We start from the raw sequence: 26,169 nt of genomic DNA on the forward strand, positions 1-26,169 counted from the left end.
ATATGAGTTCTTATTCGCTCCCTAGTCGAATGCGTGGTCAGACGGCATGAGTAATGGTGATGAGGATTCAACCGGTGGCCAACCACAATCACATGGAGATTACTCCTCGGACCAGGTTGAACGCGAGATGTCAGTGGCTGCAGCGAAAGCAGCAGCAGAAAGAGCGCGTCGACGTGCGCATGAAGCCATGGTGGCAGCAGCCGAGCAGTCGCGCGGTGAAAAGCTCACCATCAAAACCGCCACGGGCTGGGTCCATGGCCGCATGGAAGAGACCGAAGGCAAGCTAGTTCGCTCCTGGCGCGGGATTCCTTTCGGCGCTGATACTTCAGGCGATAATCGTTTCCGCGCGCCTCGGCCTGCGCCGGCGTGGGAGGGGATTCGGTATTGCAGCGAGTTTGGCCCGGTAGCGCCGCAGCCGACGTATTCTTGGCAGGACCGCATCGTGGGCAGCGAAGACTGTCTACATCTGGATGTCGTGCGCCCGGATACGGATGAAAAGTTGCCGGTGGTTGTCTATTTCCATGGCGGATCTTTTATCGTGGGCTCCTCACACATGCTTATGCTGCGCGGGTTTCAGCTCACTGAGGCGATGAATGTTGTCTATGTGTCCATTAACTTTCGGCTCGGAGCTTTGGGCTATCTGGATTTGCGGTCGCTTTCCGATGACTGCGTGGCCAATCCCGCAGTTATGGACCAGCTTTTGGCCTTGCAGTGGGTACAGGAAAATATCTCCGCATTTGGCGGCGACCCTGATTGCGTCACCGCCATGGGCGAATCCGCGGGCGGTGCCGCAGTATTGACGTTGATGGCAAGTCCTGCCGCGAAAGGGCTTTTTCACCGCGCGATTGCGCAGTCTTCGCCGGTGGGGATGATCCACTCGCGTACACAGTCGACGTTTTGGGCTCGCGAGCTAGTAAAGCGCATGGCCTTGCCGCGCGGCACGACGGTGGGTGCGCTGCGTGAGGCTGCTAGTGATGACATCGTTCGCGCAGGCCAGTCGATGATGTGGCGCAACGGCGAGCTATTGCACCTGAATTCTTCTTATGCGCCCACAGTCGATGGGGATTTGATTCCGGATCATCCTTTGGAGGTCTTTGCCCGCGGCCAGCAGCTTGATATTCCGTTGCTGATTGGCACCAACAGTGATGAAGCAAGCTTTTCAAAGTTTATGTTTCAGCGTGAGCATATTCGCCAACGCGCAGCCGTTCGCTTGCTGGCGTCTTTTGATGAAGAAAACGCCCGCGGAGTAGTCGATGCCTATGACGGGGCGACTAATCGTAATGACTTTGCAGAGCTGCTTGCCGATGCCCTCTTTTGGGCGCCGTCGATTCGCATTGCACAGTCGCATGCCTTGAAAAATTCCACGTGGATGTATCGCTTTTCCTATGCCTCGAAAGCCTTGCGCGCATTGGGTCTGGGCGCGATGCATTCGATGGAGCTGTCTAATGTCTTCGGCGATATGAACGCCTCTCGGGCATCGTTGCTGTTACGCATGGGCAGTGCGGAGGAAATGAATGAGCTTACCGCGCTTATGCAGCGACATTGGGCGAACTTTATCCACTTTGGGCGCCCCGGTAATGATTGGCCGCAGTACACCACCTCAGCCTCGCAAGCGAAGTCGGAGAGCCCAGGGGCTGCTCCTGCGCACCGGGCAACGATGATGTTTGATGTCCCGCACCGCCTTGATTTTGATCCACGACGTGAGCGACGCAAGGCCTGGAATGACTACAACATGCTGGAATGGGGATTGGGGCGTCCTGATATTTTGGCAGAAATTGAGTTCTTGCTCGAAGGGTTTAGACCGTAGTGGCCAGCGGGTTTCTTGTCATTGATTCCGCTTGTAGAGAACACGTCAAGAAACTGCTGGGATCGGCTGCCTAAGATTGTGGGATCGCGGTAGGCTTGTGCGGCAACGGCTTTTCTAGATAACCGTTGTCGCATGGCCCACGCTTTATTATCAACAAGGACGGAATGCCAGATATGAGCTTTTTCGAGAACATTGCAGCGGCCTTGGATGCCGAGGGTATTGAGTCTCGCGTCAATGATGACATTATGTTTGTGCCGATTACCGCGGACTTGGAGATTCAGTTCGTGGAAATCGATCAACTGCTTCCCGCAGCGAATGTCTACATTGCAGCAGCTGATGTCGACGAAGACGACGAAGACTTTGAAGCAGTACTAGTGTCAGTGGCTTTTTCCGTTGAAGATGCAGTAGAAGCGGTGGCTCGCCACATCGCAACCGACCAAGTGGTCACCGTCTTGCGCGATTTGCTGGAAGGCACTGATGAGCGCATTGCAGAGTTGGAATTTGTGCAAGATGAATTCAACCCGAACTTGGTCGTAGCAGAAGTAGCGAATGATTCAGAGCTGCGCGTGCTCGTTGAAACAGTCGACGGCGTGCCGTCGGCTATCGTGCGCTTTTTGTCTTTTGCCTACACCGAAGATGAATTTGATGATGCCGAAGATTCCTCGCAGATCGATGACTACGATGATGCAACCATCCAGGAACTGTGGGATGTGGATGCAGAAGAAGGCGTCGATTCTGAGGAGCCATTGAGCGACGATGAATACCAGCTGCTGTTGCAGTCTTCGCTTTTCGACGGAGCAGAACCGGTCATTGAGATTCCCGCAGAAACCCTCGAGCTGGGAACCTACATTGACTTCGACCGTCTTTTTGACGTTCTTGGCCTAGTCTCTGAACAAGCTTTGGATTGGGAGTCACAGTTGGTGCCTTTCGATTCTGACGAATTTGATGAGCCAGATGTCTATGACATCTACGGTGAAGACACTTTGGATGAAGAACTCGAAAGTGAGCTTGAAGGATACGAAGACGGCTTCGATGATGAAGATGACGAGGATGATGACCTCGAAATCCACGAACTATCGGGCTCGCGTACAGGTGCTGATTCTGAAGACTCAGATGATGCCGAACGCGATAACTAGCAACTAGTTAGTCGCGGCCAGCTTTAGGCGCTGCGTCAGAGGCCCGCGGTGCATAGTCGGTGAAAGCCAATTGTGCACCGCGGGCTTCGTGCTGCGCGGATTGCTTACGCCGCTTGGTTGAGGCCGGCGAACATTGAACTCGGGGAGCGCAGTGGCTGGTAATCCCGGTCCACCATCCATACAAAAGTTGTGGCTTGTCCAGAAGAGATCTCATGCACCGCAGTAGCGGTATGTGGTGGGATAAGGGCACGCACCCAGCCTTCGGCAATTTCAGGCCGCACTTCAAGTCCCGCAGGATCGGTGATGCGAAGGCGAATGAGATAGGCCGGCTTGCGGCGTTCGCCGTAGCCGTGAATGCGTGAAATCGCGCGTGGGCCTACGCGGAAGCGGGAGATGCTTGCGGTCAAGTCCCCGTGGTCGATTACTCCTGGAAGTTGTTTTATCGGCGGGCGCCAATTGGCTATATCTCGGTTGAGGGAGCGCGGATGACGCATGATGGAATTTAGGGCATCGACCGTATCTGAGTGAGCAAACAGTACTTCATTAGCTACCGTGGCAGCATCGACAAGCGGGGCGCGCTTGGCCTGCGCTGCTTGACGTGCCTGCGAAATGGAGCGTGGGTTCATGGACGTGGGAATGTTTTTGTGCTTTTTCATGTTTAACACTCTAGGACCACCTTCGGACATCCGTTCTAAAGTTTCAAAAACTATTAGAACATAAATTCGATAACTTTGGGGTCTTGATGTTGAAAAGACTTTATTGAGTATTAGGGCTAGAGTTAACCGAGCTATGAAAAATATTGAATCCACCTCCCTAGATGCGGATCTCGACGCGAGCAAAGTGCAGCCGAAAGTTCCACGGGAAATCTGGGTCTTAGTCGTTGCTGCGTTTATTATCGCCTTGGGCTATGGGTTGATTGCCCCGCTGCTGCCGCAATTCATTGTCTCTTTCGATGTGTCAATGGCAGCCGCAGGCCTTGTAGTTTCAATCTTTTCAGTAACCCGGCTGATTATGGCGCCGGGCGCGGGCGTGCTCGTCGATAAACTGGGAACCCGCGCGGTGTATATCACCGGTCTATTTATTGTCGCTGTGACCACCGGTTTGGTTGCAGGTGCTATGGAATATTGGCACATTATTGTCCTGCGCGCGCTGGCCGGAATTGGCTCGACCATGTTTACGGTCTCGGCCATGGGGCTCATTGTAAAGATGGCGCCGCCAACGATTCGCGGTAAGTGCTCGGCGATTTATGGCACCTCATTTCTGATCGGCAATATCATCGGCCCGATCATGGGCGCGGCCCTGTCCTTTTTGGGATTCCGGTGGCCATTTTTTATCTATGGTGTTGGCGTAGCGCTAGCGGCATTAGTGGTGTGGATCTTGATGCCCAAGGTGGATCATGCTGAGGAGGCATCCACCGCGAAACCGCCGATGAAGCTGAAAGAAGCGTGGGGCGATACTGCTTTTCGCGCGGCATTGACCTCGAACTTTGCGCATGGTTGGGCAAATATGGGCGTGCGTGTTTCAGTCGTGCCGCTATTTGCTGCAGCGATGTTTCATAATGGCTCGGCGGTGGCTGGCTTCGCTTTGGCAGCCTATGCCTTGGGGACTGCAATTGTGTTGCAGGTATCTGGGCGGATGGCAGATAGCATTGGTAGGCGACCACTGATTATTGCCGGGCTGACGGGCACGGCGATCTTCGTCGGTGTCTTCGGTGTTGCCGGCTCAGCGCCGGTGCTGATTGTATTGTCTGCTTTGGCAGGTGCTGCTGGTGGATTTACCAACCCAGCGCAGCAAGCTGTGATTGCAGATGTTATTGGCAATGAACGCTCCGGCGGGCAGGTGCTGTCATCGTTTCAGATGGCAATGGATCTGGGCTCCATTGGCGGGCCAATTATCGTGGGCCTGTTGGCGGATATCTTCGGATTCAAGATTGCGTTCGCGGTGTGCGGCGTGCTGTCGCTCATTGGTGTTGTGGCCTGGATTTTTGCACGTGAGACTTTAGAAAACCCGAAGCCCAAAATTCGGCGCTTGCCCAAGGTCTAAAGCTTTATCCTCGGGGGTAATGGGGGTGTTTTTGGGGCGCCGGAGTGGTGACTTTGTGGCGCACGGCACTTAATATGTATCTCAACTCGCGTCAGGCTGTCGCGCGGGCATGTATTTAACTCGTCGCACTATTTATCGTATTGCCACTTAGAAATGCATGCCTTTATGCGCATGCCCTGTGGCAATGGGTAGATATCAAAGCCCATAGTCAGGAGTTCGTCATGACGACGCCCGAAGCGAAGCCCGAAGCAACGGTGAATTCCAATCACAGCAATTCACCGGATGATAATGACACCGCCATTCCACATGTCAAAGGAAAATGGCGCCTTGTTGTCTACAGCGCGATTGGCGCCTTCGTATTCTTCTTTCCCATGCAGTACCAGGGAAAGAGCTCAATTCCCCTGGACCACATGGTTACCATCGTTCGGGAAGCAATACCCAGCATTGTTCCGTGGTTGATTCTGGCTCTGGCTGCATTCGGAACGTATCGCGGAATTGCCACCAAATCCTGGCAGCGCGGCTGGGTGCACGGCGTATTCGCAATATTGAACTTCGTGGGCCTGCTGGTTTCTTTCTTGCACATCATTGGCCAATTGCCGTGGGTGCTTGGCGATGAAAACCTGGTTCCATTTTTGTGGAATGCCATTGCAATCCCCGTGGGATTGATCGTGCCGATTGGCGGCGCGTTCTTGGGCCTGCTCATTGGCTACGGCCTTTTGGAATTTGTTGGTGTGTTCATGCAGCCGGTCATGCGCCCGCTGTTTAAAACGCCAGGCCGCAGTGCTATTGATGCGGTGGCATCATTTGTTGGTTCCTACTCGCTGGGCATTTTGATTACGGACCGCGTGTACCAGCAAGGTGGCTACACCGGACGCGAAGCAGCGATTGTAGCGACCGGGTTTTCCACTGTTTCTGCAGCGTTTATGGTGATTGTGGCCAAGTCTTTGGACCTGATGCACATGTGGACCACGTTCTTCTTCGCAACCTTGGTGATCACCTTTACGGTGACAGCAATTACCGTGCATATCCCGCCGCTACGAACCATCCCGGATGAGTACTTTGAAGGCTCCACGCCCTCGCCAGAACAAAAGGTAACCGGCAACCGCTTTAAAGCAGCAGTGCGTGAAGGTTTGCTAACTTTGGATGCCGCGCCAAGCTTGGGCAAATCCATTTGGATCAATTTCCGCGACGGGCTGCGTCTGGCGGGCGCGATTGTGCCATCGATCATGTCTGTTGGCTTGATTGGCCTGCTGCTGCAGCGTTTTACCCCGATCTTCGAGTGGATTGGCTACCTTTTCTACCCATTCGCATGGCTGGTGCGCCTGCCTGAACCACAGCTGGCCAGTGAAGCAGCAGCGCTGGGTATTGCTGAGATGTTCTTGCCGGCCACCGCAGTTGCCGGCAGCGATGACCTAGTGCTGAAGTTTGTTATCGGCGTGGTGTCAATCTCCGCAATTATCTTCTTCTCCGCGCTGGTGCCATGCATCATGGCAACCCGGATTCCAGTTTCTATCCCGAAGATGCTGGTTATCTGGTTTGAGCGTGTGGCGCTGACCATTGTCATCGCCACACCAGTTGCTTACCTTCTGCTGTGAGCTATTCCCTGAGCGATTTTTTAAGTTGCTGACGTCGAAAGAACGTGAGCGACCGCAATATCGTTGATCAACCGCGCACCCAATTTGGCTGTGCGGTTGTCTTGATCAAAGCGGGGATTAATCTCCACGATATCTACCAACGCCAGTTTTCCGGTAGCAGCGATTGCGACGGCAATGGCGCGGATGCGGTCAAAGCTCACGCCCAAAGCTGCAGGAGCAGAAACCCCCGGTGCTTGGTCGGCGGGCAAAACATCCATGTCGATGGAAAGGTGCACGCGCTCATGCGGGGAGTTTTGAACCAGCACGCGCGCTAATTGCGCAGCATCTTTTACGCTCATCTCCGCAAGGTCTTCATCCAACGTGATGTGAACGCCAAGCTCATTTGCAGTCTCAAAAAGCGTGGCGGTGTTATTCGGCTGGGAGATGCCCAAAACGCTGTAATCAAAATCCTTTTCACCTACAAGCTGGGATATCTGTAAAAAGGGCGTGCCGGAAGTTGGGCGGGTCTCCGAGCGCAAGTCGAAGTGCGCGTCCAGATTAATAATCTGCGCAGGGCCTAAGGATCGAAACAGCCCGCGGTGGGAGCCAAAAGCAGTCTCATGCCCGCCGCCTAGGATGATGGTTAAATGTCCGGCATCGATAAGCGTGGCTGCTCGCGAAGAAAGCTCCTCATGTGCTCCCTCCAGGTCAGTTTCTTGGGTGGTGATGGTGCCGGCATCGAAAAGCGCAAGCTCATCGTGTACTGCTAAACCACCCAGTGCTTCGCGCAAAGCTGCTGGTCCTGCCGCAGCACCTTGCCGTCCGCCGTTGCGCTCAACGCCTTCATCGGAAGCAAAGCCCAACAAGGCAACACCCGCGGGCGAATCTTGTGCAATGGGTTCAATGACGCTGTGCCACCGGGCATGTTCCGGTCCGGGGCCGTCGTTGCGGCCAGACCAATCGGGGGCAGGGGAGTACAAAGGCGCGGTCTCAGTGTTCATGTACCCGATAATAAAGCAGAAAATTGTCCGATTCGTGTTCTATGGTGAATTGGTGAGCAAAATTCAGGTTCCCGCGGCGCGCAATACCTTGCGCATTTTGTCTTTGCTGTCGAGCATTGATGTGCCAATTTCTGCTGCGCGTATCCGCACGGAGCTGGATTTGCCGCGTTCAACGACCTACCATTTGCTGGCTGAGCTGGAGACTTCCGGCTTTGTGGTGCACCTTCCGGAAAATCAAACCTATGGTTTGGGCCTGGCGGCTTATTCGATGGCTTCGGCTTATACAACGCAGCAACCTTTGGTGCGCATGGCACAAAAGCCTCTGTTGGAAGCAGCTTCGCTTGTCGATGGCTCCGGGCACCTCGCGCGTTTATCCGGCTCAGAGATTTTATATTTGAGCGAAGTTCGTTCTGAACAAGCCGTGAGTTTGATTACGGAAGTCGGCGTGCGCTTATCGGCGGCGCGTACGGCCTCGGGGCGGATTATGCTGGCGCATCTACCGCAGGCAGAAGCCAAAGCGGCGCTGAGTACAAGTGGGCTGCACAAATCGTGGCGAGAGATTAAAGAGCGCCTGGAGCTTTTTCACCGCCGTGGATGGGCTGAGGAAATTGAAGAAGTCTCACGGGGACAGCGTTCAATCGCCGTGGCGATTGTGGATCATTTGCAGCGCCCTGCGGCTTCTTTGGCAGTGACCTATCGCGTTGATGTGGCAGAAAATGAGCAAGCAGTCGACGCCGCAATCGCTGTGTTGATGAAATCAGCCAAGTCTATTTCGCAGCGCATGTACGGCACGGGCGCGAAAGCGCAGTAGGGTAGCGGGTATGGCTTTAGGAAAACTGGGTGGACAAGCACGCGTTAGTGACCGCGCTTTTGATGCGCTATATACGGCGATTATTCACGGCGACTTAGAAGCTGGAAGCCGATTGCAGGTGCGTGATTTGGCAGAGTCTTTAGGGACATCGATGATGCCCGTGCGCGAGGCTTTAAACCGACTAGAGGAATTTGGTCTAGTCGAGACCTTGCCATATCGCGGCGCGGTGGTGAAGACATTTTCCCAAGGCGAGTTGCTGGAGATTTACTCAGTTCGCACGCTATTGGAGTCGCAAGCTGTGAAACTAGGCATCGGGCAGTGCGATGGCGTCTGCGTTAAAGAGCTGGAAGAAAAGCTTCAGCAGATTCAACAGGCCCTAGAAGCGCAAGACCCAGCGGGCTTTCTGGATGCCGAAGAAGCCATGTTGACCTGTGTATTTGAACGCGCCGGTAATCAGACTTTGATGAACTTCATCCACACCTTGTGGGCGCGCTCGCGCTACTACAAGATGGTCGGTGTTAAGGATCTCTTTGAAACCGGCAATGTCGCATTGCTTTACGATGAAGCCGCGCAATTTGTCGCCGGCGCTACCGCCCAAGATGAGGACATGGCGTTGGACGCGCTGTTCACTGCGCTCAAGCGTGCCGAGGATGGCATCCGCGCCGAACTCGGATAGGCAGGATGAGCGAAACGTTCATCTCGGATACGAGGCTCGTATCTGAGACAACCGGGCGATTAGTGGTGTGTCTCACGGCGGGTAAGTTCTGTAGGTTTAATCTCAAAACCAGGGGTTTTATCCAAAGAACTAAAAAGGAGCTTGCATGTCGCGTCATCATCAAGACACGGTCACCGTGGGAGTCGGTGCGCTTTCGATTGAAGAAGTTGTTGCTGTTGCCCGGTTTGGCGCGCAGGTAGAAATCTCTGCTGAAGCGCTGGCGGAGATTTCTGCTACGCGGGAGCGTATCGAAGAGCTGGCGAAAGACCCGACTCCGGTCTATGGCATCTCCACTGGTTTTGGGGCACTGGCCAGGCGGCATATTCCTGAAGAAATGCGTGCGCAACTGCAGTTATCACTGGTGCGCTCACACGCGGCGGGGTCAGGGCCAGAAGTAGAAACCGAAGTTATCCGCGCGCTGATGCTCCTGCGCTTGTCCACCCTGTGCACCGGGCGTACCGGGGTGCGTCCGGTGGTTGCGCAAACCTATGCCGCAGCACTCAATGCGAAGATTCATCCGGTAGTCCACGAATACGGTTCCTTGGGCTGCTCTGGCGATTTGGCACCACTCGCGCACTGCGCGCTCGCACTGCTCGGGGAGGGACCAGTTCGCGTGGATGGTAGTGATATTCAAGATGCTGGCGATGCACTATCGGCAGCCGGGATTGAGCCGCTAGTGCTGCGCGAGAAGGAAGGGCTTGCGCTTATCAACGGTACCGATGGCATGTTGGGCATGCTGTGTCTGGCGATTACCGATCTTCGCGAAGCCGCCAAGGTTGCTGATATCGCCACCGCCATGACCGTCGAAGGGCTTTTGGGAACCCTTGCGGTATTTGCCGATGACTTGCAGCAGCTGCGCCCGCACCCAGGGCAGGCGGCATCGGCAGCCAATATTCGCGCCATTGCTGAGGGCTCCAAGATTTTGGAGGCTGCTTTTGAAGATTTCAAAAAGACCCAAGTCCAAGACGCCTATTCTGTACGCTGTGCACCGCAGGTCGCCGGAGGTTTCCGCGACACGATCGAACACACCGCGCTCGTTGCGCAGCGCGAATTAGCATCCGCGGTAGATAATCCCGTGGTTGCCTTGGATGGTCGGGTAACCTCGAATGGCAATTTCCACGGTGCGCCCGTGGCTTATGCTTTAGATTTCTTGTCTATTGTTGCAGCTGATTTGGCATCGATTTCCGAGCGCCGTTCTGACCGCTTCTTAGATGTCGCACGCAACCGTGGACTCAACGCTTTTCTTGCCGATGACCCCGGTGTGGACTCGGGCCACATGATTGCCCAATACACCCAAGCTGGCATTGTCTCTGAGCTCAAGCGCTTGGCCACACCGGCTTCTGCCGATTCCATTCCATCGTCGGCGATGCAAGAAGACCACGTGTCCATGGGCTGGGCTGCTGGGCGCAAGCTGTGTAAATCAGTCGATGGCCTGCAGCGCGTGCTGGCAATTGAGGTCCTTACTGCTGCGCGGGCCATTGATCAGCGCACCGAAGGTGATACTGCGCAGGCTGCCGCAGGAACCGCCGCGGCAATTAATACGCTGCGCAAAGTCACTCCTGGGCCTGGCCCGGACCGCTTCTTAGCGCCGGAAATTGAAGAAGCCGTAAAACTAGTTCAGTCTGGTGTATTGATTGAGGAGGTTGAAGGCAGCATCGGCAAGCTGCTCTAACAACCTGAAACTTTTACCGCTCTTAGCTTTGGTACAACCTGGCGAGGGGCGGGTTTTTCATGCTTTCCACTGCGAAGTCTGGTATTTCAGACACCTAGCCCCTCTGTGGCCTGTTGCACATGCGTGTTTCCTTTTAAGTTAATTAATAAGCGCATAACAGCTAAGGGGACAGCCCCGGAAAACCGACCTTGTTGGACTTTCGGCCCTTTCACGTTAGCTCTAAACAACCTTCTGAAAATGTCTTTGAAAGGAACCACAGTGTCTCAACCACGCGAAGTCCGCGCCCCTCGCGGCACCGAACTCAACGCCAAGAGCTGGCAGACCGAAGCGCCTTTGCGCATGCTGATGAATAACCTCGACCCTGAGGTTGCTGAGCGCCCTGAGGACTTGGTGGTCTACGGCGGCACCGGCAAAGCAGCGCGCAACTGGGAATCTTTCGACGCGATTGTGGAAACCCTTAAAGACCTCGAATCCGATGAAACCTTGTTGGTGCAATCCGGCAAGCCAGTCGGTGTGTGGAAGACCAATGAGTGGGCACCGCGCGTGCTGCTGGCTAACTCCAACCTGGTTGGCGACTGGGCGAACTGGGAGCACTTCCGCAAGCTCGAAGACGAGGGCCTGATGATGTACGGCCAGATGACCGCTGGTTCCTGGATTTACATCGCAACCCAAGGCATTTTGCAAGGCACCTATGAAACCTTCGGTGCGATTGCTCGCAAGCGTTTCAACAACACCCTGGCTGGCACGCTGACCTTGACCGGTGGCTGCGGCGGCATGGGTGGTGCCCAGCCTTTGGCAGTCACCTTAAACGGCGGTGCAGTTTTGATTGTGGATGTGGATGAAACTCGTCTTAAGCGCCGTCAGTCCAAGCGCTACCTGGATGAAGTCACCACCGATATTGACGAAGCATTGAAGCTTGCATTGCAGGCCAAGGAAGAAAAGCGCGCCCTTTCGGTTGGCCTTGTCGGCAATGCGGCCGAAGTCTTCCCGGAGATTCTCCGCCGCCATAAGGCAGGGGAATTTACCGTCGATATTGTCACCGACCAGACCTCCGCACACGATCCGTTGAGCTACCTGCCTACCGAAATCAGCGTCGAAGACTGGCACGCTGAGGCCAAGGCAGATCCTGAGACCTTCACCAAGAAGGCTCGCGAATCCATGGCGGCGCAGGTGCAAGCCATGGTGGAATTCCAAGACACCGGCGCCGAGGTCTTCGACTACGGCAACTCCATTCGCGATGAAGCACGCCACGCAGGCTACACCCGCGCATTCGAATTCCCGGGCTTCGTCCCTGCCTACATTCGCCCGCTATTCTGCGAGGGCCTGGGGCCATTCCGCTGGGCTGCACTTTCTGGCGACCCAGAAGACATCAAGGTCACCGATGCCGCGCTCAAGGAACTCTTCCCTGACAATGAGCACCTGCACAAGTGGCTCGACGCTGCTGAAGAATACGTCGAATTCGAAGGCTTGCCAGCGCGTATTTGCTGGCTCGGCTACGACGAGCGCCACAAGGCCGGCCTGCTCTTTAATGACCTAGTGCGCGAAGGCAAGATTTCTGCGCCGATCGTCATTGGCCGCGACCACCTTGACTCCGGCTCCGTGGCATCTCCTTACCGCGAGACCGAAGCCATGCTCGATGGCACTGACGCGGTTGCCGACTGGCCGCTGCTCAACGCCATGACCGCAGTTTCTTCCGGTGCTACCTGGGTATCCATCCACCACGGTGGTGGCGTAGGCATGGGCCGTTCCATCCACGCTGGCCAGGTCTCCGTTGCCGATGGCACCGACCTGGCTGCGGCGAAACTACGCGCTGTGCTGACCAACGATCCTGGCATGGGCGTCATCCGCCACGTCGATGCCGGCTACAACCGCGCCAAGGAAGTCGCCGATGAGCGTGGCGTGCGCATCCCGATGGAATTTCACTCGCGAGAAGACTAAATCTCGCGAAAGAAAAAACGGGAGACATAAAACTGGGAGGATAGAGATATGAAACTGTTCAAGAATATCTCAGAACTGCGCACCGTCTCTGATGCTGGCACCATCAAAGACGCCGCGCTCGTAGAAGAAGACGGCATCATCCGCTGGGTCGGCACAGCCACGGACGTGCCTGCTGAATTCGCAGAAGCCGAGACTATCGACTGCGGCAACCGCGCAGTACTTCCTGGCTGGGTGGATTCGCATACGCACATGATTTTCGACGGCAACCGCGCCGAAGAATTCGAAGCACGAATGGCCGGTGCCGACTACGCTGCCGGGGGCATTGCCGTGACTATGGAAGCGACTCGGTCTGCCGGTGCGCAGCGCTTGGAGAAGCTCCTGGTAGAGCGCATCCAAGCAGGTCACGCCGGTGGCACCACCACTTTTGAAACCAAGACCGGTTACGGGCTCAATACCGAATCGGAGCTGGAGGCAGCACAGGTTGCCGCCGCGCATGCCGATGACGTGACCTTCTTAGGCGCGCACTTGGTTCCCCCCGGGGCAGATGCGGAAGAATACGTCGATCAAGTCGTCGGCCCCATGTTGGAGCAGGTCGCACCGCATGTGGACTGGATTGATGTCTTTTGCGAACGCGGCGCTTTCAACGAGGCCCAGTCGCGCCGGGTCTTAGAGGCCGGTAAGAAAGCTGGCTTGGGACTTCGCGTTCATGGCAATCAGCTTGGCGATGGCCCCGGTGTCCAACTCGCTGTCGAACTCGGCGCCGCATCTGTTGATCACGTCAACTATCTCACGGATGAGGACGTTTCGGCACTCGCTGGCTCTGACACGGTAGCGACCATGCTCCCGGCATGTGATCTGTCGACGCGGCAGCCGCTTGTCGATGCCCGCCGGCTTCTCGATGCCGGCGCCACCGTCGCGATTGCCTCGAATCTCAATCCAGGCACAAGTTTCACCTCGTCGATGAATTACTGCGTTACCACTGCGGTGCTGCAGCAATACATGAGCTTGGACGAAGCTATCGAAGCAGCCACCTTAGGCGGTGCGAAAGCGCTGCGCCGCAGCGCAGTATCGACCGGTGGCGGCAGTGGCAGCGGACTTGACGCAAAGGGCCGTCCTGCCAAAGGCCAGCTGGTTGTTGGCGCGGCATGCGACCTGCATATCCTCGATGCTGCCAACGCGATTAATCTGGCATACCGCCCCGGCATGCCCGCGACCTACCAGACGTGGCTGGCAGGGAAGAAGGTCTACAGCAGCCGATAACCGGCCCCGCGGATGGTTTCAAGACGCTGCGCACCAATCTTTTTGCGCAGCGTCGCAATATACACATCCACCACGTTAGAACCGGGGTCGAAATCCAGTCCCCACACTTGGCTCAGCAGCTGCGCGCGAGATAACACCATGCGCGGGTGGCGCATAAAAGTCTCCAACAGGCCAAGCTCGCGACGCGAGAGGTCCTTCCATTTGCCATCGATAAGCACCCGATGCTCGCGAATATCCAAGGTGAGCTCCCCATGGTTTAAGGTGGCGAATTCATTCGCCCCGGTGGCACCCGTAGGCTCCGCTGCCGGCGCCGAGTCTTGCAGGCGCAGCCGCACGCGCGCGAGCAACTCCGCGAACTGGAAAGGCTTCGGCATATAGTCATTCGCCCCGCCTTCGAGTGCGCGCACCCGATCTTTTAACGCCGTGCGGGCAGTCAGCACAATAACCGGGACATCGACGCCGGCGGCGCGCAGCTTGGTGAGCACATCGGTGCCATCGAGAAGCGGAAGCGATAGGTCCAAAACGACCAGCTGATACGAATTTGACTGCGCCAATCCCAGCGCCAACGCGCCATTATCCGCGATATCGCACGCATAGCCTTCGGCTTCTAGCCCGCGTTTGATAAAGCTTGCGATGTCTTGGTCATCTTCAACAATTAAAATCCGGCTCATCGTGTCACTGTGCTTTCAATAGGAATTTCAATACCAAACGTCGCTCCCTGCGACTTATGCTCTTTTTCTGCTGGGGAGCTGATTATTACCCGGCCACCATGTGCTTGGGCAATGGCTTGAACGATGGAAAGGCCAAGCCCTGCCCCCTTGCTCCCGGAACCGGGCACGCTGTTAACACCTGGCGACTGCTCTTTCTTCTCCAATGGTCCGCGGTGAAAACGCTGGAAAAGCGCCTCCTGCTGCGATTTTTCGACCCCGGGGCCAAAATCTGTCACGCTAAACCGTGCATGCGTACCCTCAATGCTGCTGGTGATATGAATCGGTGAATCCTGCGGGCTGTACTTTGCGGCATTGCGCACGAATTCCAAGACCGCCTCGGTAATGCGCGCCGAGTCGCACGCTATAGTGCCCTCACCGATTCCGACGACCTCCGAGCGTCCATCGGTCAACATATGCGCCTTGTCATCGATATCGATGGTCAGCTGCGATAGATCTACTTCCTCAATATTCAAGAAATCGGAATCCGCCGATTCCGCAATCGCTAGCGTCAATAAGTCGTTGACCATGCGCGTCATGCGGTCCAGTTCTGAAATGCACAACTCCAAAGACCGTTCGCGTTCTTCAGGCGTTGCCGTATCGAGTAGTTCTAGATTGCCGCGCACAATTGTAATTGGGGTGCGCAACTCATGCCCCGCATCATCAATAAACTGCCGCTGTGCGCGATAGGCCTCATCGATGCGGTCCATCATGTGGTTAAACGTGCGCGCTAGCTGCGCGACTTCGTCATCGCCATGCACCGGCACCCGGGTAGTCAGATTCGACTGCGAGATCCGCTCCGCAACATGCGCGACTTGGCGCACCGGGGCGATAATACGAGAAGAAATAACCCACGCGATTGCCGCGGCCAGGCTCAGACTAATCAGTCCCAGCCCTGCAAAAATGAGTGTTTGCCGATTAAGGTCGGCATAAACCTGCTCGGTGGACACCAAGACCACAACGTAGTCCAAGCCGCTTTCCGATGGCACCGTAATCTTGCCCCAGTGAATTCCCTCAGTAATACCTGAACTTTCATCACCTATGACAATGGAACGCACCATGGGGCTAAAAGCACGCGCGTCAACATCCGGGCGCGTCAGCGAATCTAGCTGCTGGAACACCAAGCGATCATCGATAACGCCAACCAGGACCTCATTGGCCTCCGGTACTTCGTGGCTCAGATAAGTCTCAATCAGCTGCGCGCTTGATGCATGCCCTCCCGCAAGGCGTGAATGTGCTTCGACTTCGACAGCTGTCTTTTCGACAGCCTCATTAGCAATATCGTGCACGTCGGCACGGCGCAAGGAGTCGGTGAAGTAAATCATCGACGCCAGCGCGGCGAACACCACCATGATGATCCACACCATGATGGAGAATCGGAGGGAGACAAAAAGCCTTTTCATGTTAGGTAGGGGACAACTCTCAGCGTTATGCCGACTTAATCGTCATCGTCGTCATCATCCCAGTCGTCATCCCAATCATCATCGTCCCAATCGTCATCATCCCAGTCATCATCCCAGTCGTCGTCATCGTCGTCCCAGTCTTGATAGGTCAACGGCACTTGCGGGGTGATGTATGCGGGCTCTTGCTGGATGTCATCAGATACATCGTCGACATCGTCGCTATCATCATCGCGTTCCGAGCTAGGAGTAACTGGTGTGGACGGGCCCTGGTTGTCGGAGTGCTCTTTGCTTATCGATGGCTCAACCGTCACCGCGGAAGGATCAATCTCCGGAGCAGTGCGTGTATTAGCAATGGCAGAGCCTGCGACAACAATGGTGCCCATCAAGGCGACAATGCCGGCCAGGGGAGCAAAGCGCTTGACTGGGGAAGCCTTGGACTCTTTCTCAGGCTCGAAAGCGGAAGTGTTCGGGGTGTGTGGTGCCTCGGACATGAAAAAACCTTCTTTCAAAAGTCTGGGTCAAAAAGTATCACGTTTAAACTCCCAGCGGAGGAAGTAAATTCACCATGCTCGATGGTCGAACACTTATAAGTATGGAAAGCGCATGTGAAAGACCGATGAGGCAAACATTAGAATTTCTTAATGTTGGTTTAGGCGTGCAAGTGCGCGACTGCATCGTTAGCAATGAAAACGCAGCGGCCTGCTGAAAGGTGAGCGCTGCGCTGAAAGTGAGGGGGATGTGTTTGCCAACACCATCGACAGTTTTGGGGCAATAATAATAGTATTTCTGCTTCGCCTAGCGTAAGGTTAAGCGAGCAATGAGCATTACCGATAACGCCACCGGCGGCGAAATGGAGCCGGAAGATAACTTTAACCAGTCGGAATCTCAGGATAAAACGCAAGGTGATGCAGTAGATACTGCACAGGTCACCGGGGCTGCGGATACTTCTGAGGACACCGGCGCTGAGGATAAGAACTCAGCCAACGATAATCCCCAGGGGTTCGCCAATTTAGGTCTTCCTGACAACGTTCAGGACGCCGTAGCCAAGGTTGGATACACAACCCCTTCACCAATTCAAGCTGAAACCATCCCAATTTTGATGGAAGGCCGCGACGTAGTCGGCCTCGCACAAACTGGTACTGGTAAGACGGCCGCTTTCGCGCTGCCAGTCTTGTCCCAAATCGATACCAATGCCCGCCATCCGCAGGCATTGGTGCTTGCTCCAACCCGTGAGCTTGCGCTGCAGGTCGCAGATTCATTCCAGTCATTTGCAAGCCATTTGGGACGCATCGATGTGCTGCCGATTTACGGTGGACAGGCCTACGGCATTCAGCTTTCGGGCCTTCGCCGTGGCGCACAAGTCATCGTGGGTACACCAGGTCGTGTCATTGACCACCTGGAAAAGGGTTCTCTGGATATTTCCCAGCTGCGTTTCCTGGTACTCGACGAAGCAGACGAGATGTTGAACATGGGCTTCCAGGAAGATGTTGAGCGAATCCTCGCTGACACTCCGGAAGAAAAGCAGGTCGCACTGTTCTCGGCAACCATGCCAAACAGTATTCGTCGCCTGTCGAAGAAGTACTTGAACAATCCTGCAGAGGTCACTGTCAAGACTGAACGGCGCACGAATGACAACATTAAGCAGCGCTTCTTGTTGACCCCGCACCGCGCAAAGCTCGATGCTTTCACTCGCATCTTGGAAGTAACAGACTACGACGCAATGATCGTCTTCTGTCGCACCAAGCATGAGACTGAAGAAGTTGCAGAAAAGCTTCGCGATGCAGGCTACAACGCCGCTGCCATCAACGGCGATATCGCGCAGAACCAGCGTGAGCGCACCGTTGACCAGCTCAAGGATGGCCGTTTGGACATCCTGGTTGCTACCGACGTCGCAGCACGTGGTCTCGACGTTGACCGTATTACGCACGTGGTCAACTTCGATATTCCAAACGACACCGAGTCTTATGTTCACCGCATCGGCCGTACTGGCCGTGCTGGACGTACCGGTGAAGCGATTTTGTTCGTTACTCCTCGTGAGCGCCGCATGCTGCGTTCCATCGAGCGTGTTACTAATGCACGTTTGGAAGAGATGGAGTTGCCAACCGTTGACGAAGTCAACGCAAAGCGTAAGGAAAACTTCGCTAACCAAATCACCGAGGTTCTCGGCGATGGCCAGATGGAACTCTTCCGTGGCCTGGTTCGCAAGTACTCCGAGACCAACAACGTTGCGATGGACGATATCGCTGCTGCATTAGCAGTCAAGCTCCAAGGTGGCGCAGACTTCCTAGTCAAGGACATGCCTGCTCCTAAGCGCGACCGTCGTGACCGAGACCGCTTTGATCGTGATGACCGTGGCGATCGCGGTGGACGCGGACGTGACCGCGACCGTGGTGGACGTGGCCGTGACCGTTTCGACCGCGACGATCGTGGTGGACGCCACGAGCGCCGCAACGATGGCGACTTTGAGACTTACCGTCTTGACGTTGGTAAGCGCCAAAATGTTCGTCCAGGTGCAATTGTTGGCGCTATCGCCAATGAGGGTGGCCTGTCCGCTAAGGACTTCGGCCGCATCACCATTGCAGTTGGCCACACTTTGGTGGATCTGCCAAAGAAGATGGACCCATCTGTCTTGGACCGTCTGAGCGATACTCGCATCTCCGGTCAGTTGATTAATATCAAGAAGGATACTGGTCGCCCACCTCGCGACCGCGACTTCGATGACCGCGGTGGTCGTGGTGGACGCGGCGGCCGTGACTTCCGAGGCGGTGACCGTGGCGGTCGTGGTGACCGTGGCGGACGCGGACGCTGGCGCGACTAAAATCGCAGCCTAGCTTTTAATAGCTAAACCGAGAGCTTCGCTCCAGTTTCAAACTGGAGCGAAGCTCTTCTTTTTGTTTTGCTCTTTCGACAGCCCCCGATTCCCAGTCGGCTCCCTCTCGCACCCTTCACCAACACCTGTACTCTTCACCAAAACCCGTACTTCTCAAAGCCCGTACTCTTCGCGCTCACGGAAACTTGCCACCTTCCGACTTCGCTGTTTCTGGTGAGCGCGAAGCGCACATGGGAGGGATGGCAAGCAAAGGGAGTCAAGGGATGGGGATGAACGCCTGTAACAATTCGGCGCAAGCTATGGGTGCGTACCCTTCGCGCTCACCGAAACTTACCTGCTTCCGACTTCGCTGTTTCTGGTGAGCGCGAAGTGTACATAGGCGGTGTGGGATGCACGGGATGCATGGTCGGCAGCGCTTGCCTACCTCAAAACCCAGGTGATGAATCAGATGCCTACGGAACCGTTGCAATTTTGTGCGAGTTTGGCAGGTCGTACCCTTCGCGCTCACCGAAACGCGTGGCCTCGCGAGGGGCGCCAAGATGGTGAGCGCGAAGGGGACACCGGCAAGAAAACCGCGTGAGACAATGAAAAATCCTCGCAGCCTAAGACTGCGAGGAGTAAATGATGCGGTGTCGGAGATTAGACAAACATCAACAGCGCGGTGATGATCCACAAAAGGTTGAAGATTCCGCCGAACATCGACAGCTGCTTCTTCGCCTTAGTGAAATCGACAGCGTTGCTGCCAGATTCCAGAGCTTCCAGAGTCTTCTTCTGACGTGGAATGATTACGGCGATGAGCAGAACCCACGCGATAACCGACAGAAGAATCGAGATGTGGAAACGACCCTGGGTACCGAAAACGCTCAGGTTGGTGAGGAAGATTGCGATACCTGCAACGGGAACAATTGCGGAGATCGGGCCGTACTGGCTGGTGAGACGGTGCAAAGTGGTTGCAGCGCCGAGTGCTTTGGTGTCACCGTCTTTGGCCTTCATCATTTGGCCCTGGTATGCCGACACAGTAATCATTACTGGGCCCATCAACAGGACTGCAGCCAAAACGTGAATTGCGATAAGTAGTGAAGTCATGGGGGAACTTCGCTGCCTTTCTATTGTTTTATGTACGCCGCCCATTTCGGCCGCGCTCAGTAAAATAGCCTAGTCACCACGGGATTGGAATGCCCAACTGGCATTGCCTTTTCATGGTGCTCATTGATGCTTCCGATAGTGAAAGAGAATATGCAGCAGCTATCGCAGCGAGGCGTTCGGAATACCAGCATCGGGCAGCAGGGTGGGGCGGGAGCCATTCGTCGGGCAAGCTGTCAGACTTCGACTGATTCAGCGAGCGAGAAGTTGCGACTAAATTGAGTGGGTCGTTGGCGAAGTTCTTGCGGGTTTCATCGTCCCAGGCATAGGCCCCGTGGTCCCATGCCGCAGAGAGCGGAAAGACGTGGTCAACCTCAATGTCTGAGGTGGGGATGTGGGTTTGGCTGTAGGGGTCGAATAGCTCAGCGCTTTCCGATGCACAGTCGGTGGCAGCCGCAGACTGGCTAAAGATAACGTGCTGCCGGGTATTGCATGTGCTTCCGGGCGGGATAGCCCAGTCATTGCCGAACTTGGCGCGGCTATAGCCCAGAACCTTGTTCCGCATGGCGACGGTTTCAACCTGTTGCAGTGAGTGTTTGAGTTGGGGAAGTCCTTCCTGATTAAAGCCGTGAAGGCGGGGGAGGAACATTGACAGCGCAAAGAGCAGCGTTGCGATGGACAAGATGATAAGGAATGTATTTCTTAAAAGAGCGACGAATGCTGCTTTGCGGGCGAGTGCAGCTGCGTCTTCAAAGGTGCTGGGTGTGTCTGAGGTGGAGATTTTGCGGGCACGGCTGGTGGGGGTTGTAAAGACGGTGACGCGGTAGGGCTGGGAATTAGGAATGGATGTTGGAGCATGCGGACTGTTCCTAGGTTTTCCCATGACAATTTAGACTGTTAGGCCCCGTTTGAGGTTCCGTCAGACGCCTGCGAAGCTGCGGTGTACTCTTCGCGCTCACGAAAAGTAGGCTTGTAGCCAGGAGCTCAATTGTGGTGAGCGCGAAGGGGACAGGGTGGGCCTTCTCCGGAAACAAGCCGGTATGAACGTGTGAAAACTAATAAAGCCTTCCGCCGCACCGTAAGGCGCGAGGGAAGGCTTGAAGATAAGCAGGGAACTAGAGGTTAGATCTTGTCAGCTGCTTTTTCGAAGTCGAGGTCTTCGTCTTTAGCCGCCATATGTGCAAGCTTAGCTGCGCGGTCGAATTCTTCTTTGACCTCGGCTGCAGGTTCCTTGGTCATCAGGGTGACAATAACTGCAACGATGACGTGGGCAAGGAAGCCAGGAACGATTTCGTACATGAGGTCCGAGGTAGCTGGAACCATGCCCCACACCATGCAGACAACTGCACCGGTAATCATGCCGGCGATGGCGCCGTAGGAGTTGAGGCGCTTCCAGAACAATGCCATGAGAACCAGTGGACCGAAGGCAGAGCCGAAGCCAGCCCATGCGAAGCCAACCAGGCCCAGAATGGAGTCAGATGGGTTAACTGCGAGGACACCAGCGATAATTGCGATGATCAACACGGCAACGCGGGACATCATGATGAGAGTCTTTTCAGGCAGTTCCTTCTTGGTCAGCATCTTCCACAGGTCCTCAATGAGGGAGGAAGAAACAATCAGAAGCTGGGAAGACATGGTGGACATGATTGCTGCCAGAACAGCAGTGAGGACCAGACCCGCAATCAGTGGGTGGAATAGAATCTGAGCCATGTCTAAGAAGATGGTTTCGTAGGACTCCTGGTCAGTGATGCTGTAGCCGGTTTCGGTGAAGAAGACGGTACCGATAATTGCGGTGAAGATTGCACCGACAACAGAGATGAACATCCAGGAAACGCCGTAGAAGCGGCCGGACTTGGCATCGGAAGGCTTTCGCATCGCCATGAAGCGAACGATGATGTGCGGCTGGCCAAAGTAACCCAAGCCCCAGGCCACGTTACCGATGATGACGGCAGCGGAAACACCAGCGACCAAGTTGAAATAGTCAGGGTTCTCGATGCCCAAAGTACCGTAGGGGTTTTCAGAGGCGAAGCTAAAGATTTCGCCTGGGTTATCCAAAGAAATCAATGCCATGATGGGCACGATGATGAGTGCGGAGAACATCATCAGACCTTGGACCACGTCGGTATAAGACACCGCGAGGAAGCCGCCGACGAAGGTGTAGATAACGGTCACGATGGACACAACCAGCATGCCGGTCATGTAGCTGCCGTCGAAGGTGGACTCGAAGTAGCGGCCGCCAGCAACCATGCCGGAAGAGACATAGAAGGTGAAGAAGAAGATAATGATGATGGCGGCAATTACGCGCAGTGCACGGGAATTATCGCGCAGGCGGTTTTCAAAGAAGGACGGAAGCGTAATGGAGTTTCCGGCCACCTCTGAGTAAGAGCGCAGGCGTGGGGCAACCCAGGTCCAGTTCGCCCAAGCACCAACGACAAGGCCGATGACAATCCAAACTTCGGACATACCGGTAAGAAACAGTGCGCCGGGCAGGCCCATGAGCAACCAGCCGGACATGTCAGATGCGCCGGCGGACAGTGCAGCGACGAATGGGTGAAGGTCGCGACCACCCAGGACGTAATCATCATATTTCTTGGTGCGCCAGTAGCTCCAGAAGCCAATGGCAAGCATGATCGCTAGATATATGACAATGGCAATCACGTACCACGTTGATTGATCCATAAGGGTCTCCTTAGACCGATTGAGTAGGTGGTTTAAACCAGTTTTAGAAAATATAAGTTAAATCCGCAGGTCACCGCATAGCGCGGTTCACGGAACAGGGTTACCTTAACGGGCAAATATGTTGTACCCAACTTTTTTCATGACATTTCACAGTGAAAATCCAGCGGTGATTTGCCATAACCTCACAACTTACTGCAGTTATAACGGGAGGGTAACGATTGTCTGAAAAGTGCGAATAAAAGTAATCCTATCCAAGCAAAGCGAATAAAGGTGACTTGTAACACAAGTTAACCACAGTGGATTTGAGAAAACGTACTTACCGGCGAAAATGTCGCCGAAAAGATATGTGTCAAGAATCCAAGGCTGAGTAAAACTGCCAACTGCTCTATACTGGCGCTTATGGCTTCTTACCTTATTCACGGACTTTGGCTGCCCGTTTCAGGCTTGAGTTTGTGGATTGAACAGGTAGATGGGCACAAGATTGTCACACCCCAGGCGGTGCCGGAGGGGACTTTCCCGGAGGCCATCGACAAGCTGCTGGAGAAGAAATCATTTCGCACCCGCTCTCGGGTTTATCTGCGAACACCTAAAGGTAAAAATGTTGAGCTGATGGCTCCAATGGCACGCTTTGGGCCTGCCGATGCAGTCCTCGCACTTTCGCAACTGGCGTACCTGGATGATGAAGAACAGCGTGGGGTAGTACCGACGGAACAACGCGCGGCGATTGCCCCGGACCTGCTGTGGATTATCCGCGCTTATAGGGGACTCAACCGCTTTGCGCGGGCGGGACGTGTGACCATTCGATTGAGCTATCAAGCTGGCGAATGGTACCCCATGTGGCAATTAGCTAATGGTTTGGGTGAGCGCGGATGGTTGGCCGAGATGGTTGCTGCGGCGCCGGGAATACTGACTATTAATAACCGTTCGTTGTCGGAGGATCTTGCAGATGATCTGACCCACTGGATTGTGTATACACAGTTGGCTGATTTGATGCAGGCACCCAGGCCTTATGCGTGGCACGAGTTTGCCAAGTCTTTGTTACAGACCACACCTATTGCGCGTGGCCGTGCGCAGCTGTTGCGTGGGTTAAATGAATGGAAAGACTCTATTAATGCCGTCGATTTGGGCATGGTCTTTATCGTTGAAGAACCTTTTGAGACAGAGACGGAAGTAGATGATTCTCCGTCGGCGCCGAAGTCATCGGAAAGCGCGCTATGGCCTGTGCGCGTGTGCGTGCGTTCTGGCGCGGATTCACCGCGGCCGGTTAAAGAAGGCCGCATTGACCGCAGCAGCATGGAGAAGATTAAAGAATCCCGCCGCCGAGCGATTAGCATTAGTCCGCGCTTGGACCCGAGTAGTTCACGCACCCCAGCGTATTTTGATGAGGGCGCGGGTGATTGGGACGTCTATCTCGACACGACGGCTTTGGTGGAATTCGTTAGCGAGGACGCAGCGGCGCTGAAGGCCGCTGGATACACGGTCATGTTGCCGAAGGCATGGACGCAGATGGCTGCCTCGGCCAAATTGGTGACCAAGGAAATCAGCGGGGATTCCCCACTGCAAAAGAAGCTCGGCATGGACCAGTTGGTCGAGTATGACTGGAAGCTTTCCGTCGGTGACATGGAGCTGTCCGACGAGGAGATGCAGCATCTGGTCAATTCGAAGACCGGGCTGATTCGCCTGCGTGGCGAGTGGGTGATGGCTGACCGCACGGCGCTGGGCAAAATCACCGAATATATGGAGCAGCTCGCTGCGAATTCGAAGACCCGGATGCGCAAGGAGCTAGATGCGCTGGCGCGCGAAGCAGAACGCATGCGCATGCTGGAAGAGCCAGGCTGGCAGGACAAGGTCGCCGAAGTTGAGCGCAAGCTTGAAGAATTCAACAGCGCGTTGGAGGAAGACGACGCCGATTTTGGTGTGGCCACCATGGCGGAGCTGCGTGAGCTCGCTTTGGAAGCCATGGCTCAAGAACCCATTGAGTTTACTGGCTCGCAGTGGCATTCCTCGATGCTCGGTGGCATGGAAACGCCAGCGCCAACGCGGGTGGATATCCCGGATACTGTGCATGCTGAGCTGCGCGAATATCAGCGCCGCGGCGTGGACTGGCTGTACTGGATGTCGAAAAATAACGTCGGAGCAGTGCTTGCCGATGACATGGGCTTGGGCAAAACCTTGCAGCTTCTAGCGTTGCTCGCGGTAGAAAGAGCTCGCGGTGAGGCCAAAGGTCCGACCTTGGTCGTAGCGCCCACGTCAGTCGTGGGAAACTGGGCGCGCGAAGCGCATCGATTCGTACCTGATTTAAAGGTCATGGTTCACCACGGCGCAAACCGCGCGAAAGACCGCGAGCTTATTGAGCAAGCAGAAAAACATGACCTGGTGGTAACAAGCTATGGCACGATAAGCCGGGATTTTAAAGTTCTCGGCATGGTGGAATGGGATCGCGTGGTGCTAGATGAGGCGCAGGCGATTAAGAATGCATCGACACGCTCATCGAAAGCCGTGCGAAGCCTGGCCTCGCGCCATCGCATTGCGCTGACCGGTACGCCCGTGGAAAACCGCTTGTCCGAAATGCGATCCATTTTGGATTTCTGCAACCCTGGGGTGCTTGGTTCAGCGGCCTTTTTCCGCAACCACTTTGCCTCGGCGATTGAGAAATACCAGGACGAGGATATGGCCGAGCGCCTGCGCAAGCTGACCGCGCCATTTATCTTGCGCAGACTCAAGACCGATACGGCGATTATCGACGACTTGCCAGAAAAGACCGAAGAAATCCTCACGGTCACGATGACTTCTGAACAGGCAGCGTTATATAAGGCCTTGGTGGATGATATCCAGTTGCGGATGGAGACTGCGCCGAAAGGAATGGCACTTCGTGGGCTCGTGCTTGCTTCGCTTACCCGCATCAAGCAGATTTGTAATCACCCGGCTCATTACTTGGGCGATGGTTCTTCGGTGACCTCGAAGGGCAAACATCGCTCGGGCAAGGTGGAAAAACTCATGGAGATTTTGGATTCTGCCGTCACCCATGATGAGCGCGTGCTGATTTTTACTCAGTACAAGGCTTTTGGCGATATTTTGCAGCCGTATCTTTCAGCGCAATTGGGCTCGAAGATTCCATTCTTGCACGGTGGAGTTTCCAAGAATCGCCGCGATGATATGGTCACGGAATTTCAAGCTGCCGATGGTCCACCAGCGATGATTTTATCGCTCAAGGCTGGCGGCACGGGTTTGAACCTCACTGCCGCCAATGTCGTGGTGCACATGGACCGGTGGTGGAACCCCGCGGTAGAAAACCAAGCAACGGACCGCGCTTTCCGTATCGGCCAGAGCAAAAATGTGCAGGTGTATAAGATGATTACAGCCGGTACGCTAGAAGAATCCATTCAGGATATTTTGGATGGCAAGACCCAATTAGCTGGCGCTGTCGTCGGTGAAGGCGAAGGCTGGATTACGGAATTGGCCCCAGAGCAGTTGGCACAGTTGATGAGTTATCGAGAGAGGGAGAGCTAA

At 55.1% G+C, this 26,169-nt stretch carries 19 protein-coding genes; 11 read left to right on the top strand and 8 right to left on the bottom strand.

Features of this window, described 5'->3' with window-relative positions; genetic code table 11:
* The first annotated feature begins 46 nt into the window (after positions 1-46).
* Both C5Y44_RS04590 and C5Y44_RS04595 read left to right on the top strand, forming a co-directional pair.
* Complete coding sequence (locus C5Y44_RS04590; RefSeq protein WP_105323867.1) at positions 47-1,807, top strand: carboxylesterase/lipase family protein; 1,761 nt, start codon at positions 47-49, stop codon at positions 1,805-1,807.
* A gap of 173 nt (positions 1,808-1,980) precedes the next feature.
* Positions 1,981-2,943, top strand: a complete 963-nt coding sequence (locus tag C5Y44_RS04595) for a DNA primase (protein WP_105324075.1) — start codon at positions 1,981-1,983, stop codon at positions 2,941-2,943.
* A gap of 104 nt (positions 2,944-3,047) precedes the next feature.
* Here C5Y44_RS04595 and C5Y44_RS04600 read toward each other — a convergent pair whose 3' ends face one another.
* Positions 3,048-3,599 carry a hypothetical protein gene (locus tag C5Y44_RS04600; RefSeq protein ID WP_105323868.1) on the bottom strand — a complete coding sequence of 184 codons (552 nt, stop codon included), beginning with the start codon at positions 3,597-3,599 and terminating at the stop codon, positions 3,048-3,050.
* A 133-nt stretch (positions 3,600-3,732) separates the two neighbouring features.
* Between C5Y44_RS04600 and C5Y44_RS04605 the strand changes: the two genes are divergently transcribed.
* Together C5Y44_RS04605 and C5Y44_RS04610 are read left to right on the top strand one after the other, a co-directional pair.
* Positions 3,733-4,986 (top strand): MFS transporter, encoded by a 1,254-nt coding sequence (locus tag C5Y44_RS04605; protein ID WP_105323869.1) that lies wholly within the window; start codon positions 3,733-3,735, stop codon positions 4,984-4,986.
* A gap of 221 nt (positions 4,987-5,207) precedes the next feature.
* Positions 5,208-6,581 carry a YjiH family protein gene (locus C5Y44_RS04610; protein ID WP_105323870.1) on the top strand — a complete coding sequence of 458 codons (1,374 nt, stop codon included), beginning with the start codon at positions 5,208-5,210 and terminating at the stop codon, positions 6,579-6,581.
* A 20-nt stretch (positions 6,582-6,601) separates the two neighbouring features.
* Here C5Y44_RS04610 and hutG read toward each other — a convergent pair whose 3' ends face one another.
* Positions 6,602-7,561, bottom strand: a complete 960-nt coding sequence (gene hutG, locus C5Y44_RS04615; RefSeq protein ID WP_105323871.1) for a formimidoylglutamase — start codon at positions 7,559-7,561, stop codon at positions 6,602-6,604.
* A 52-nt stretch (positions 7,562-7,613) separates the two neighbouring features.
* On the opposite strand from hutG, the gene C5Y44_RS04620 reads away from it, so the two are divergent.
* The 5 genes from C5Y44_RS04620 (at position 7,614) to hutI (ending at position 13,957) form a co-directional block, all read left to right on the top strand.
* Positions 7,614-8,372, top strand: coding sequence for an IclR family transcriptional regulator (locus C5Y44_RS04620; RefSeq protein ID WP_105324076.1), 759 nt, complete (start codon positions 7,614-7,616; stop codon positions 8,370-8,372).
* Between the two features lie 10 nt (positions 8,373-8,382).
* Complete coding sequence (locus C5Y44_RS04625) at positions 8,383-9,048, top strand: GntR family transcriptional regulator (RefSeq protein WP_105323872.1); 666 nt, start codon at positions 8,383-8,385, stop codon at positions 9,046-9,048.
* Between the two features lie 145 nt (positions 9,049-9,193).
* Positions 9,194-10,759, top strand: coding sequence for a histidine ammonia-lyase (gene hutH / locus C5Y44_RS04630; protein ID WP_105323873.1), 1,566 nt, complete (start codon positions 9,194-9,196; stop codon positions 10,757-10,759).
* A gap of 258 nt (positions 10,760-11,017) precedes the next feature.
* Complete coding sequence (locus tag C5Y44_RS04635; protein WP_105323874.1) at positions 11,018-12,697, top strand: urocanate hydratase; 1,680 nt, start codon at positions 11,018-11,020, stop codon at positions 12,695-12,697.
* Positions 12,698-12,745: 48 nt separating this feature from the next.
* Positions 12,746-13,957 carry an imidazolonepropionase gene (gene hutI, locus C5Y44_RS04640; RefSeq protein ID WP_105323875.1) on the top strand — a complete coding sequence of 404 codons (1,212 nt, stop codon included), beginning with the start codon at positions 12,746-12,748 and terminating at the stop codon, positions 13,955-13,957.
* Here hutI and C5Y44_RS04645 read toward each other — a convergent pair.
* Genes C5Y44_RS04645 through C5Y44_RS13300 form a run of 3 tightly spaced genes read right to left on the bottom strand, consistent with a single transcriptional unit; the run spans position 13,942 to position 16,558 of the window.
* A complete protein-coding gene (locus tag C5Y44_RS04645) occupies positions 13,942-14,628 on the bottom strand; it encodes a response regulator transcription factor (protein WP_105323876.1) in 687 nt (228 codons plus the stop codon). The genes hutI and C5Y44_RS04645 overlap by 16 nt on opposite strands.
* On the bottom strand, positions 14,625-16,067 hold the full coding sequence (locus C5Y44_RS04650; RefSeq protein ID WP_105323877.1) for a HAMP domain-containing sensor histidine kinase: 1,443 nt from the start codon (positions 16,065-16,067) through the stop codon (positions 14,625-14,627). The genes C5Y44_RS04645 and C5Y44_RS04650 overlap by 4 nt, the downstream gene beginning before the upstream one ends.
* Positions 16,068-16,102: 35 nt before the next feature.
* Positions 16,103-16,558 carry a hypothetical protein gene (locus tag C5Y44_RS13300; RefSeq protein ID WP_158255470.1) on the bottom strand — a complete coding sequence of 152 codons (456 nt, stop codon included), beginning with the start codon at positions 16,556-16,558 and terminating at the stop codon, positions 16,103-16,105.
* A 326-nt stretch (positions 16,559-16,884) separates the two neighbouring features.
* Here C5Y44_RS13300 and C5Y44_RS04660 point away from each other — a divergent pair, with 326 nt between their 5' ends.
* Complete coding sequence (locus C5Y44_RS04660) at positions 16,885-18,885, top strand: DEAD/DEAH box helicase (protein ID WP_105323878.1); 2,001 nt, start codon at positions 16,885-16,887, stop codon at positions 18,883-18,885.
* Positions 18,886-19,536: 651 nt separating this feature from the next.
* On the opposite strand, the gene C5Y44_RS04665 is transcribed toward C5Y44_RS04660, so the two are convergent.
* The 3 genes from C5Y44_RS04665 to putP all read right to left on the bottom strand — a co-directional run bounded on the left by C5Y44_RS04665 (position 19,537) and on the right by putP (position 22,659).
* Positions 19,537-19,983: a DUF2269 domain-containing protein gene (locus C5Y44_RS04665; RefSeq protein ID WP_075723050.1), complete on the bottom strand. Its 447-nt coding sequence runs from the start codon at positions 19,981-19,983 to the stop codon at positions 19,537-19,539.
* Between the two features lie 73 nt (positions 19,984-20,056).
* Positions 20,057-20,863, bottom strand: a complete 807-nt coding sequence (locus tag C5Y44_RS04670) for an HNH endonuclease family protein (protein WP_105323879.1) — start codon at positions 20,861-20,863, stop codon at positions 20,057-20,059.
* A 239-nt stretch (positions 20,864-21,102) separates the two neighbouring features.
* Positions 21,103-22,659 carry a sodium/proline symporter PutP gene (gene putP, locus C5Y44_RS04675; protein WP_105323880.1) on the bottom strand — a complete coding sequence of 519 codons (1,557 nt, stop codon included), beginning with the start codon at positions 22,657-22,659 and terminating at the stop codon, positions 21,103-21,105.
* 399 nt (positions 22,660-23,058) lie between these two features.
* Between putP and C5Y44_RS04680 the strand changes: the two genes are divergently transcribed.
* The gene (locus tag C5Y44_RS04680; RefSeq protein WP_105323881.1) at positions 23,059-26,169 is read left to right on the top strand and encodes a DEAD/DEAH box helicase; all 3,111 of its coding nucleotides are present in this window, start codon (positions 23,059-23,061) and stop codon (positions 26,167-26,169) included.

Origin of the sequence: Corynebacterium sp. J010B-136, assembly GCF_002967075.1 — a bacterium.
Classification (GTDB): Bacteria; Actinomycetota; Actinomycetes; order Mycobacteriales; family Mycobacteriaceae; genus Corynebacterium.